At 44.9% G+C, this 12,499-nt stretch carries 10 protein-coding genes and 2 tRNA genes; all 12 read left to right on the top strand.

Translation table 11 applies throughout. The features are described from left to right. Positions 1–102: 102 nt before the first annotated feature. The 12 genes from ACKLNH_RS09900 (at position 103) to ACKLNH_RS09845 (ending at position 12,494) form a co-directional block, all read left to right on the top strand. Positions 103–178: transfer RNA gene (locus tag ACKLNH_RS09900), tRNA-Asn, on the top strand. A 36-nt stretch (positions 179–214) separates the two neighbouring features. Further along, a tRNA-Asn gene (locus ACKLNH_RS09895) sits at positions 215–290 on the top strand. Positions 291–538: 248 nt separating this feature from the next. Then, positions 539–1,120, top strand: a complete 582-nt coding sequence (gene rsxA / locus ACKLNH_RS09890; protein WP_413112086.1) for an electron transport complex subunit RsxA — start codon at positions 539–541, stop codon at positions 1,118–1,120. Continuing rightward, positions 1,120–1,692: an electron transport complex subunit RsxB gene (gene rsxB, locus ACKLNH_RS09885; protein WP_413112085.1), complete on the top strand. Its 573-nt coding sequence runs from the start codon at positions 1,120–1,122 to the stop codon at positions 1,690–1,692. Before rsxA ends, rsxB begins: the two co-directional genes overlap by 1 nt. Positions 1,693–1,697: 5 nt before the next feature. Beyond that, positions 1,698–3,962 (top strand): electron transport complex subunit RsxC, encoded by a 2,265-nt coding sequence (rsxC, locus tag ACKLNH_RS09880; protein ID WP_413112084.1) that lies wholly within the window; start codon positions 1,698–1,700, stop codon positions 3,960–3,962. A 1-nt stretch (position 3,963) separates the two neighbouring features. After that, a complete protein-coding gene (gene rsxD / locus ACKLNH_RS09875; protein WP_413112083.1) occupies positions 3,964–5,010 on the top strand; it encodes an electron transport complex subunit RsxD in 1,047 nt (348 codons plus the stop codon). A 9-nt stretch (positions 5,011–5,019) separates the two neighbouring features. Continuing rightward, positions 5,020–5,655 (top strand): electron transport complex subunit RsxG, encoded by a 636-nt coding sequence (rsxG, locus tag ACKLNH_RS09870; RefSeq protein WP_413112082.1) that lies wholly within the window; start codon positions 5,020–5,022, stop codon positions 5,653–5,655. Beyond that, positions 5,652–6,350 (top strand): electron transport complex subunit E, encoded by a 699-nt coding sequence (locus ACKLNH_RS09865; protein WP_413112081.1) that lies wholly within the window; start codon positions 5,652–5,654, stop codon positions 6,348–6,350. The genes rsxG and ACKLNH_RS09865 overlap by 4 nt, the downstream gene beginning before the upstream one ends. 100 nt (positions 6,351–6,450) lie before the next feature. Continuing rightward, the gene (gene nth / locus ACKLNH_RS09860; RefSeq protein ID WP_413112080.1) at positions 6,451–7,104 is read left to right on the top strand and encodes an endonuclease III; all 654 of its coding nucleotides are present in this window, start codon (positions 6,451–6,453) and stop codon (positions 7,102–7,104) included. Between the two features lie 107 nt (positions 7,105–7,211). Further along, the gene (locus tag ACKLNH_RS09855) at positions 7,212–8,537 is read left to right on the top strand and encodes a tyrosine-type recombinase/integrase (protein WP_413112079.1); all 1,326 of its coding nucleotides are present in this window, start codon (positions 7,212–7,214) and stop codon (positions 8,535–8,537) included. Beyond that, positions 8,527–10,176: a hypothetical protein gene (locus tag ACKLNH_RS09850; protein ID WP_413112078.1), complete on the top strand. Its 1,650-nt coding sequence runs from the start codon at positions 8,527–8,529 to the stop codon at positions 10,174–10,176. The genes ACKLNH_RS09855 and ACKLNH_RS09850 overlap by 11 nt, the downstream gene beginning before the upstream one ends. Beyond that, entirely contained in the window at positions 10,173–12,494 is a 2,322-nt protein-coding gene (locus ACKLNH_RS09845; RefSeq protein WP_413112077.1) for a hypothetical protein, read from the top strand. The genes ACKLNH_RS09850 and ACKLNH_RS09845 overlap by 4 nt, the downstream gene beginning before the upstream one ends. The last annotated feature ends 5 nt before the right edge of the window (positions 12,495–12,499 follow it).

Below are 12,499 nucleotides of genomic sequence, written 5' to 3'. Positions count from 1 at the left end.
CATTCATTGCATGACTACTTTTTACACAAACGGCATAAATTTTAAAAAACACCGTTGACAGGTAGACTTAGGCTCGCTAATATTCGCCTCGCTTTCAGCGATTCCCCCTTAGTTCAGTTGGTAGAACGGCGGACTGTTAATCCGTATGTCGCTGGTTCAAGTCCAGCAGGGGGAGCCAAATTTTTCTATTGTCTTTAAGACGATAGAACACAATTCCCCCTTAGTTCAGTTGGTAGAACGGCGGACTGTTAATCCGTATGTCGCTGGTTCAAGTCCAGCAGGGGGAGCCAAATTGTCAAAAAAGCCTCGTCAATAGACGAGGCTTTTTTGTTTGTCGCCTCTACGGTTAATTTGCAGTTAGCCTAATACCCTTCTTTAGCCGTCCGTACAGCATAACATTTAAGCAATGAAGCCTTAACCAATTATCAACCATTGCTGACAACCCGCACAAGTAAACAAAGCCCTACAGGATTAAGGTTGTTATAGGCTGTCATTAATCAGATAATAGGGGGATCTCTCTATGCTCGACGGCATCGTCATGACTGAATATATTTTACTCTTGGTTGGCACTGTGTTGGTGAACAACTTTGTACTGGTCAAGTTTCTTGGCCTTTGCCCATTTATGGGTGTCTCTAAAAAACTAGAAACCGCCATTGGCATGGGCTTAGCAACCACCTTTGTTCTTACTTTGGCATCCGTTACTGCTTATCTGGTAGAAGCGTATATCTTGGCACCACTAGGTATTCAATACCTTCGTACCATGAGCTTCATTTTGGTTATTGCAGTCGTGGTCCAGTTTACAGAGATGGTCGTAAACAAAACAAGCCCAACGCTTTATCGATTATTAGGTATTTTCTTACCTCTTATCACCACTAACTGTGCGGTGCTAGGGGTCGCGTTGCTCAACATCAACGAGAACCATAACTTTGTCCAATCGGTCATCTATGGCTTTGGAGCTGCGCTTGGTTTCTCGCTCGTTCTCGTGCTGTTTGCATCGATGCGTGAACGCATTGCGGCTGCAGATGTTCCTCATGTTTTTAAAGGGGCTTCTGTTGCCATGATAACCGCTGGATTGATGTCTCTAGCATTCATGGGCTTTACCGGACTTGTAAAACTATAATGACGACTATCCTATTTGCAGTGTTAGCTCTGGCTGTTTTAGCCGCCATTTTTGGCGCCATACTTGGCTATGCTTCTATTCGTTTTAAGGTTGACGCTGATCCTATTGTTGACAAAATCGACGCTATTTTACCGCAGACCCAATGCGGCCAATGCGGCTACCCAGGTTGCCGCCCCTATGCTGAAGCCATTGCTAACGGTGATACCATCAACAAGTGTCCGCCGGGAGGACAAGCCGTTGTCGAAAAGCTTGCTGACTTAATGGGCGTAGAAATCCCAGATTCCGATCAAGATAGCAAGAATGAGATAAAGCGGATCGCCTTTATCCACGAAGAGCAGTGCATTGGTTGCACCAAATGTATTCAAGCTTGTCCCGTTGATGCCATTGTCGGCGGTACAAAAGCCATCCATACCGTTATTAAAGAAGAGTGTACCGGCTGCGATCTTTGTGTTGATCCCTGCCCGACAGACTGCATTGAGATGCTTCCTGTCGTAGACACACCAGATACTTGGAAATGGCAGCAACACGCAATTCCAGTCACAACCCTAACAACGAAAAACGCGGAGCAGTAACGCAGATGCTTGATACTATTCAACAAATAAAAAATGGCAAACTGTGGGACTTCCCTGGCGGGGTACACCCGCAAGACAATAAGCAACAATCAAATCAAACACCTATTGCCCAAGCTCCGTTAGCGGATGAGTATGTCATCCCATTAAAACAACATATCGGTGCCACTGGTGACATTTGTGTTTCTGTGGGCGAACAGGTAAAAAAAGGCCAAGCATTAACCGTTGCCGATGTTGCGATGTGTGTGCCTATCCACGCACCGACGTCTGGTCAGGTTATCGCGATAGAAACACGTACTATTGCCCACCCATCAGGGCTCGACGATCTCTGCATCATTATTAAACCCGATGGCGAAGACACGTGGACCGAGCGGCACCCCGTTGCCAACTTCCGTTGCGCTGAACCCAATGATTTATTAGAAAAAATACGCCTCAGCGGAATATCTGGGATGGGGGGGGCAGGATTCCCAACCAACCGTAAATTGCAGAGCGCGATGGGACATACTGAGCTATTGATTATCAATGCTGCTGAATGTGAACCCTATATCACTGCAGATGATCGATTGATGCAAGATCATGCTGATGAGGTCATTGATGGCGCCAAAATACTGGCACACATCTTAAAGCCCGCACTGACCATCATTGCAATTGAAGATAATAAACCTGAAGCTATTCGTGCCCTTCATGAAATAACCAATGAAAATGATCAGATCATTATCCGAGTTATCCCGACCAAATATCCCTCTGGTGGGGAAAAACAGCTGATCAAATTGCTCACTGGCAGAGAAGTACCAACCAAAGGGTTACCATCAGATATTGGCATTATGATGCAAAATGTCGGTACCACTTATGCTATCAAACGCGCCATTGTCGATGGTGAACCGTTAATCGAGCGCGTGGTAACGATGACTGGTGATGCCCTCTCTAAACGCGCGAACACGTGGGTGCGTATTGGCACCCCTGTTTCTACATTGCTCGCCGCATATGGGCACCAACCCAAACGTAAAGATCGCGTTATTCTTGGTGGGCCGATGATGGGATTCACACTTCCTCATACCGCTGTGCCCGTAACCAAAACGGTGAACTGCATTTTAGCGCCAACGACGAAGGAGATCCCGGTATCTAACCGTGAAATGGCCTGTATTCGTTGCAGCAGCTGTGCTGATGCGTGCCCTGCGTCTTTGTTACCACAACAGCTGCAATGGTATGCGCGCGATAAAAACTACGATAAATGTGCAGAATATAACCTCACTGATTGTATCGAATGTGGTGCTTGTGCCTATGTCTGTCCGAGCCAAATACCCTTAGTTAAATATTACCGTCAAGCTAAAGCGGAAATTCGCCAACGCGATATTGATGCACAAAAATCTGAACGTGCACGCCAACGCTTCGAAGCGAAACAAGCGCGTCTAGAGCGGGATAAGCAAGAACGAGAGAATCGCCACAAACTAGCAGCACAAAACCGAGTTGCATCGACAAAAAGCACTGACAGTGACGCAATCGCCGCTGCGATTGCTCGTGTTAAAGCACAGAAATCCGCACTAACACAAACGGATAACGCGCCAAAACCCGCCGTTGCCGCCGCCATCGCGCGCGCAAAAGCAAAACAGGCCGCAGCGCAAAGTAGTACTTCTACCCAACCAGATAACAGCGAAATGAATCAGCTGCGGGAAGAGCGCAAACGCCTCGCTCGCGAGAAAAAAGCTGCTAAAGCAGCGCAAGCGGAAAGCCCTGAACAAGAGAGCACCGAAAGCCCGCCCCCCACCAATAAAAAAGATGCTGTCGCTGCTGCCATTGCCCGCGCCAAAGCGCGCAAGGCTGCCCAACAAGCAGAATCCGCGCCGAGCGACGCTCACACTGAACCGACAGCGAATAAAGAAAATACCGCTGCCGCTACAGACGCAGATCCGAAAAAAGCCGCTGTCGCCGCTGCGATTGCCCGTGCCAAAGCGCGCAAGGCTGCCCAACAAGCAGAATCCGCGCCGAGCGACGCTCACGCTGAATCGGCAGCGAATAAAGAAGATACCGCTGCCGTTGCAGACGCTGATCCGAAAAAAGCCGCTGTCGCTGCTGCGATTGCCCGTGCTAAAGCGCGCAAAGCAGCCCAACAAGCCGACTCTGCACCGACCGACACTCACGCTGAACCGGCAGCAAATAAAGAAGAGACTGCTGCCGTTGCAGACACTGATCCGAAAAAAGCCGCTGTCGCCGCTGCGATTGCTCGTGCCAAAGCACGAAAAGCAGCCTTAAAAGCACAACAAGAGGAAGAATAACGTGGCGTTTTTATTTGCCAGCTCCCCCCACACGCACAGCAAAAAGCGCACGAATGAAATTATGCGCCTCGTGATCTTGTGTTGCCTTTTTGGGGTTATCGCGCAAGTTTACTATTTTGGCTATGGTTCATTAATCCAAATTGCTTTGGCCGCGACAACGGCCATCATCGCAGAAGCATGTGCTGTTGCATGTCGCCGACGTCCAATCATGCCCTATCTTAGCGACAACTCAGCGTTGCTCACTGGGGTCCTCCTTGGTATCGCCCTTCCCCCTCTAGCGCCATGGTGGATAGCGATTATCGGTAGCTTATTCGCCATTATTATTGCTAAACATGTTTATGGCGGATTAGGACAAAACCTGTTTAATCCGGCTATGGTGGCATACGTTGTTTTATTGATCTCTTTCCCTGTTCAAATGACAACATGGCAACCACCTCTGGAACTGATGGCGGAACCAATTACGGCCTATGATGCAATATCCGTTATTTTTAATGGCTACAGCATTGATGGATTTAGCGCTAATCAGCTGCGCATCGGTATTGATGGCAGCACCATGGCAACACCATTAGACACCATGAAAACGGCGTTAACAACGGGCTTCACGACCAGTGAGACTCTGACTCAGCCCATTTATGCTGCAATCGGCGGTATCGGCTGGTTTTGGATCAATGCAGGGTTTATGTTGGGAGGGTTAATCTTACTTAAACTGCGCGTGATCCAATGGCACATTCCTGCTGGTATGTTGGGCACAATGTTTATACTCTTTACGCTAAGCTTTGCATTTAATCCTGATGGTAGCGGCTCGCCATTGCTACACCTCTTCTCTGGTGCAACCATGCTAGGCGCTTTTTTTATCGCGACCGATCCTGTTAGCGCCGCCACAACCGTCAAAGGACGATTGATTTTTGGTGCCTTGGTTGGGCTTCTCGTGTTTTTAATCCGTAGTTGGGGTGGCTTTCCCGATGGCGTCGCATTTGCTGTGTTACTCGCAAACATGACCGTGCCATTAATTGACCACTATACCCGCCCTCGAACTTATGGCCATTAAGAGGTTACCATGATTAACGCGATTAAAAAAAATGCGAAAGTGCTAACCATTGCTGCTATCTTGTCTACTGGGCTGGTTGCAATAACACATCAGCTAACTGCTAGCACCATCGCCGACCAACAGCGCCGTCAATTACTTGCTACCCTAGAACAAGTTATTCCCGCAACGCTGTATGATAACGATTTAGCCCAAAGCTGCTTAACACTTGAGGCGCCAGAATCTTTAGGTACACCGCAACCAATGCCAGCGTATTTAGCGAGCCAAGCCGGTGCACCGAGTGCCATTGCGATTGAGGCCATTGCTCCTGACGGCTATAACGGCAATATCCATCTCGTTGTCGGTATCGACCTTGAAGGAAAAGTGCTCGGTGTGCGTATACTGGAACACCAAGAAACACCTGGATTAGGTGACAAAATTGATACTCGCGTTACCCGCTGGGTCGACAACTTTGTTGGACGCCGATTATCGAAGAACAATCAATCTGACTGGCAAGTGCGTAAGGATGGGGGGCAATTTGATCAATTCACTGGCGCGACCATCACACCACGGGCAGTCGTCAACGCTGTCAGAAACGCCGGTCTCTATTTCTTGCGTGAGCAAACCAACATTATTGACGCAGCAGCACAGTGTGAGGAATCAGCATGAGCCAACACAAAGATCTAATGAAAAATGGCCTATGGCACAATAACCCTGCGCTGGTGCAACTGTTAGGGTTGTGCCCGCTTTTGGCTGTTTCATCAACGGTAACGAATGCACTCGGTTTAGGCCTCGCAACCACGTTGGTCTTACTGGGGTCAAACGTCACTGTGTCACTGGTTCGTGATGCTATTCCTAACGAAGTACGCATCCCCGTCTTCGTAATGATCATTGCCTCGCTGGTCACTTGTGTACAACTGTTAATGAATGCCTATACCTATGGCTTGTATCAATCACTGGGGATCTTTATTCCGTTGATCGTAACGAACTGCATTATTATCGGACGTGCAGAAGCCTTTGCATCCAAAAACAGCCCAAAACTCGCGGCGCTGGATGGCCTATGGATGGGGCTGGGTATGACAGCCTCGCTTGTCGCGCTCGGCGCCATGCGTGAAGTGCTCGGAAATGGAACGCTGTTTGACGGTGCTGACCGCTTATTGGGAGGCTGGGCAAGTGTGTTACGTATTGAGATCTTTTCGACAGAAAGTAACTTTTTATTGGCCATGCTACCACCCGGCGCCTTTATTGGCGTAGGCTTGCTCATTGCGTTGAAAAACATGGTAGATAGCCGCCAGAAGCAAGCACAACCGCAAACAGAAGAGACAGGAATAGAGCGCGTCAGAGTAACGGGTAACATCAAATAGAAAAAGGCGGCAAAGGTATTGCCGCCCGTTAAACTTTGTGCGCTTATTCGTCTCAAAAGAAAGAGCGCACGTGTTATTAGACAAGGAAGCAGCAGCCTTTATGAATAAAAGTAAACGCATTGAAATTCTAACGCGCCTGCGCAACAACAACCCCAAACCAGAGACCGAGCTCAACTGGAATAATCCATTTGAGCTTCTTATTGCGGTACTCTTATCTGCTCAAGCAACCGATGTGAGCGTCAATAAAGCTACCGATAAACTCTACCCTGTCGCCAACACGCCTCAAACCATGCTCGCACTTGGCGTTGATGGGGTGAAAGACTACATCAAAACAATTGGTCTCTTTAACTCAAAAGCAGAAAATGTCATTAAAACCTGCCAGCAGTTAATAGATAAACACGATGGACAGGTACCTGAAAGCAGAGAAGCCCTTGAAGCCCTACCTGGTGTCGGCAGGAAAACAGCCAATGTGGTTCTCAACACTGCTTTTGGCTGGCCAACCATTGCGGTTGATACCCATATATTCCGTGTAGCCAATCGTACTAAGTTTGCGATGGGTAAGAACGTTGATGACGTCGAAACAAAACTACTCAAAGTTGTACCGAGTGAATTCAAACTCGATGTTCATCACTGGTTTATTCTCCATGGACGCTATACCTGCATCGCAAGAAAACCGCGCTGTGGCAGTTGTATTATCGAAGATCTTTGCGAGTACTCTCCACCAAAAGAAAGTGTAAAGAAAAAGAAGAAATAAATACACTTAAATCCTTGATGGATCTTTAATGAGCCATTTTTTTTACTTTACAAAATCACCAAGTGTAACTATGTTAGATTAATCTGTAACCAACTTGTGATTTTGTAATGAATGAATTAAGTGAAAATGTTGCAGTAAAAATTTATAAAGATGCCGATGGGTACAGCTTTCCCCTCATTGTAAGATCTGGTGTATTTCCCGCTTGCTTGTACCTTAATGCTTATCTTAACGGAAACCATAACTCCCCACTTTCGGCAAGAAAGAATAAAGCAAGCGCTCAAACTCCAGCTTTTCATACACTAAAAAAATACGCCTATGAGCTGAAATTTTTATACTGTTATTTTATCGAGCAAGGTATCGATCTTGTTGAGCGTGTCAGCTCTGGTGAATTTCTTTCAAGGCAAGAGGTCGATGATTTTGTTAGATCGTGCAAGCTTTATGCTAATGAAGGCGCTATTGATGAAAGTAATATCGTAGCAATTTCTGACAAGCGCATAAGAGATGCCATCCATGCGACTTCACATAGCCAACCACAAGTTTCCGCACACACATTACGTCAGCGCTTAATTCGACTGAGGGCTTATATCGAATACTTGTTCGTTTGCCACCACTATGATCAAGAGCCAACTAATACTCAAGCCAGAGTGGACGACCAATTCAATAAGTTTAAGTTATACATCAACACGTTTATTGGCGGCACACGTAAAAATAACACCATCGTTAAAGATGCATTTGAGTCGGTAATACCTTCAGATAAGTTCTTTTATTTGCTTGAAATCATCAAAGAGAGTTCACCTGCGAACCCATTTAAATCCAGCAAATTAAGAAACCAACTCATCATGCAAATCCTAATTAACACAGGAGTTCGTGTTGGTGCGGTTTTAAAGCTAAAAGTCAGTGACTTGATTGACGATTGGGATAACCCTCGCTTCCTATTGACCAGAACTCCCAATGATCCGACTGATCCAAGGTTAGAACGCCCATCAAATAAAACCAAAGCGCTATCGGTTTCTATTTCCTCAGAGTTAATGAAGCTTATCAAGCTCTACATACAAACTGTGCGAGCAGAAAATACAACCACCCGTGAACATGACTTTGTGTTCATCTCAGAAAAAGGGACAACATCAGGGCAACCGCTCACGTATAAATCCATTCACAAAATCGTAGATAAATTTGGTGAGGCATTAGGTATCAAGCTCCACCCTCACAAGCTTCGTCATAAATGGAATGAAGTTTTTGAAGATAAGGCGAGAGAGCATGGGTTAACGCCTGAAAAAATTGAAGATTTACGCAAATATGCAATGGGCTGGGTTGAAGACTCGAAAATGGCATCCGTCTATAACGAATATCAACTGGCGGTCACTGTGGCTGATATTTCCGCTAGAACCCAATCTAAAGCTGTTCCGAGGTTAGGAGGTGGTCATGAGTCATAGCCATATCGCAACATTAAAAAAGGAGTACGATGGGCAGCGCATATTCAATGCAAGAGAAGATGGTTACTCTTTTGATGTACTTTCAGATACGTGGGAGCTTGGTTATAAATCCTATTTATATCTAAATTGGATGAATGAACTAAATACTAATACTTATCTGGACTTAAGATTAGCAATAGCACATGCCGCAAAGCATTACACTTCACAAACTCTATACGGCAACGTTAGCACCCTCAAATCCATTTTAAAATATCTCGACATTTACGATTTCCAGGCGTGGTGGCTCACACTAGATACCACTTATAAGAAAAATGTCAGAGATGGCTTATACGCACTATGCCACCCAAGAAATGGTTATACCTGTCATACTCTCCAACCGTTATATGACACAGTTAAAGATGAAAATTTAAAGCGCCAAGGTGTAATGAAAGGCATTCTTGATCCAAAAACTGGTGCTTACAGTGAAGTTGAGCACGACAATATTCTTGAAAGCTTAAGAATTGAAACACAGCAAGTATTAGAGGTTGAAATACTATCGCAAAAAAAGTTTACCGCACTACGGAATGTCATAGCCAGTCAGTTACTTCTCGCCCTGATAAGACGACCAACCCAACTTGTGCAACTTAAATGGTGTGATGTTTTACCTGTAGGGGAAACCTTTTTATCTCATAAAGAACCGAACCTTAACTGGAAACCCGTTACTCAACACTTGTTCTCAGATGTGGAGCAATTGCACGTTCGCACCTTTAAAGGCAAGGATGGACAATTTCGAGGTGATGCGGAATCACGCTCACACCGCCTAGAGTCAGACTTTTCTCGACTGCTTTTGCGTTACTATCAGGTTTATGAACACTACCTTTTACATTCGCTGTCTATACAACACATTACATTAGATGAAGATGAAACCAAAGAACTCATGAGACGCCTACCTGTATTGCCTGACCAAAGCTTATTTAGCTCTAGTTTTGAATCTAAAGCAGAACTGTTTATCTCCAATAGCGATACCTCAAAAGCCTATCATATGACCTCGGACGCCCTTGGAAACAATATACGTTATTTATTCGGAAACAAACTCAAGCCAAACAGCGATAGATGTCCAAACGATTCTTTGCAACTTGGTAACAATCGCTGGCGACACACCATTCTCACCCAAGGTGCAAAATATGGGTTAAGCCCTGCCCACCTTGCTGCTATAACAGGTGTCACCATTCATGCGATTGCTCCCTATCTTGATTTGAAAACCTCAGAGCGAATAAAAATTGATGAGGCGTATGCTGGGAACCATATCATCAAGCGATTTGATAGCCTGTCGGTAAAAGAGTTACAAGCGCACGATGATTTCAAAGTAAAAAGCAGGTTTGATGAAGAAATTGGCCATAAACTCAATCCTGCTAACTGCTCCAGTTGTCAGTCAAAAGGCGGTGCGCCTATGGCCTGTTATCCCTGCGACAACTTTAGACCTCTAGAAACGGCAAACCATCAACAATATCTTGATAAAGCGGAAAGAAAACTGGTGATAAATAGTCAATCAGCACACCCTGCGACAGTGAAACGCCTCAAGAAAATCATTCTTTACATCAAGGCGACCATAGCCATTTGTGAAGAGAGAAATACGACTAAGCTTGGAGATGAAAAATGAACACGCTCAACCGTTACATAACTAATCAACACGCTTATATCGCTGAAAAGAAAAAACAGCCGTTACTTGGTTTTACCGTGCCATCAGGTCAGCAAGCAACGTGGGAGGACATTGCTGTTACCTTTACCAGCAACAAAGGCATCCATATTAACTTCCTTTTTAATAACGATAATCAACCCCACGCCAAAATTAACTCAACTTTTTCCGATAAAGACAGGCTCGATGAACATACGCACCATCTACTCTTTGCCTTTGCTCTTGATGTGCTGAAAGAAAATATTTCTAACAATAATAAGAGAGATAAAGTCACTGCGGCAAGAAAATTTCTTATTGCTCTTAATGAAAATATCGCTTCTTCCAGTCTGGATGAGATTCAAAACACCATCGATGAAATGAAGTATATCCAGAATCTTTCTGCATTTTTTGAGTGGCTAAATGCCCATAAGATGCTTCCAGCGAGTATGACTCCGAACTTAACCAAGGCGGTAAACTCAATAAGAGCCAAAAGCGGTGATGACGCTATCGAGGCTGAAAATAGTAAACTGCCTGATGAAAAGGCGTTATTGGCACTCGGGGCGATCTTTTATGATGCAATCCCGCCTTATCAAGACATCAAGAATAAAGAGAACACTAATTCTTGGGCTGCTCTCATCCATCCAACAACGAGTCAACTCGATAGTTATGTTTGCACCATGTCAGCACTTGCGATGTCGTCCCCCAATCGAGCGGCAGCAGAGCAAGTGTTACTAACCAAGCAACGAGTGAAAGCCCATAATGAAATGGTCGATAACGACATTAATACTGTCTACTACCTTAATTGGCGTGGGTCCAAAGGATATAAAGACTATCAGAATCATATCAATGCTGAAATGACCGAAAGCCTAGACCGAGCATTACACTATACCGCTCTTGTAACTGAGCCAGCGAGAGTATTAGCAAGGTTTTATCAAAACCCAAACCTAAGTTTAAAAAAGGTGTTAGGTGAGTTTAAGCCAAGTGCCAAAAACCTAGATGCACTCAAACCCAACGACAGTAAACCGACCAACCTGATCCAGCTTGGTTTTTTATTGGGCTTTTATGATGACAGCGACGGCTATGCCCGTGTTACGTGCGATACCAAGGGTGCGATTGATGCGACAAAACGTAAAGATTCCCCTGTATTTATCAAACACATCACCAAGCTGTTACCACTCGATAAACTAGAAATTAAAAGCCAATGTCCTTATCCATCCCTACTTGTTGGCGCTACTGTCAAAATAAAAAGCCAATTGAGTAAATATTTCAATGGTCAAACAGAAATGACGGTTGCAGAATTTCAAAACCATTACATTACAATTAATCAAAAAGCTATGTCAGGATACAATAACGCTAAGACCAAGCGTGTCGATTATGAGCAGGCTTTATTTACCTATACAGAAAAACAATTAAACACTCAGCAAGCCTCTCACTTCCTGTTAGTTCCCATCGAATCTTTAGGTCTTCTTTTTGGTAGAAACATCAAAAAACGTAAAAACAGTTACGCTACCATCTTTGAGCGGCATAGTTTCTCAACAGGTTTCGCAATCACCCCTCACCAATTCAGGCATTGGCAAAATAACTACCTAGCCAATAAGGGGTTGCCCCACTTACTCATAACGATATTGTCTGGCCGTAAAAACCCAGAGCAAACACTCACCTATATTCATACTGCTGATGCCCAAAATGCCTCAGTGATCAGTGATATTTTATATGAAAAAGAAACCGAGGAAGAAGTACAAGATAAGGTTGGCAAACGCCTACAGAGTAAAGCTCAATACGATGATGCCACCGATAACTTAAGCCCAACTTTTGTCAGTGAGGTCGGCTTTTGCACCCAAGATTTAACGTTAACCCCTTGCACTTACATGACGGAATTTGAAACACAATGCACACTCTGTTCATCCTCATGCCATATTGCGCATGATAAAGATGCGATTGAGCTGCTAAATAAGGATTTAACAATCCAGAAACACAACCTAAAGCAAGTTCAGGAGGCCATTAACTTTGCAACCAGTGAAGGAATGCAGCAATGGTATGAAACCCACTACCAAAATACTTGTATGCTCAAGAGTCTTATTGAAGTGCTATCAGACGACTCCATCAATGAAGGGGCTATTGTTCGTTTTTTGACTCGTTCAAATGTCATGCGAATTACAGATTTAGAAACCAAGACAGTAACAGAACGTAAGCTATCGCTACCAGATGCGAAAGAATCTCTTCAAGCGGCTCTTGCTGCAACAACCCAAACAAATAACGACTCCGCTAAAGATAACTTTTTAGGCTTTTTGGGATCAGTATAGGGAAA

Origin of the sequence: Thaumasiovibrio clandestinus (assembly GCF_047250365.1) — a bacterium.
In the GTDB taxonomy this organism is placed as follows: Bacteria; Pseudomonadota; Gammaproteobacteria; order Enterobacterales; family Vibrionaceae; genus Thaumasiovibrio.
Note: the sequence above shows the minus strand (reverse complement) of the source record. Positions and strands in the feature narration are given on the sequence as shown.

Bases quoted from the DNA above. Each gene is read 5' to 3' on its own strand.
- rsxA (WP_413112086.1), top strand. From the start codon at position 539: ATGACTGAATATATTTTACTCTTGGTTGGCACTGTGTTGGTGAACAAC.
- rsxB (WP_413112085.1), top strand. From the start codon at position 1,120: ATGACGACTATCCTATTTGCAGTGTTAGCTCTGGCTGTTTTAGCCGCC.
- rsxC (WP_413112084.1), top strand. From the start codon at position 1,698: ATGCTTGATACTATTCAACAAATAAAAAATGGCAAACTGTGGGACTTC.
- rsxG (WP_413112082.1), top strand. From the start codon at position 5,020: ATGATTAACGCGATTAAAAAAAATGCGAAAGTGCTAACCATTGCTGCT.
- ACKLNH_RS09865 (WP_413112081.1), top strand. From the start codon at position 5,652: ATGAGCCAACACAAAGATCTAATGAAAAATGGCCTATGGCACAATAAC.
- nth (WP_413112080.1), top strand. From the start codon at position 6,451: ATGAATAAAAGTAAACGCATTGAAATTCTAACGCGCCTGCGCAACAAC.
- ACKLNH_RS09855 (WP_413112079.1), top strand. From the start codon at position 7,212: ATGAATGAATTAAGTGAAAATGTTGCAGTAAAAATTTATAAAGATGCC.
- ACKLNH_RS09850 (WP_413112078.1), top strand. From the start codon at position 8,527: ATGAGTCATAGCCATATCGCAACATTAAAAAAGGAGTACGATGGGCAG.
- ACKLNH_RS09845 (WP_413112077.1), top strand. From the start codon at position 10,173: ATGAACACGCTCAACCGTTACATAACTAATCAACACGCTTATATCGCT.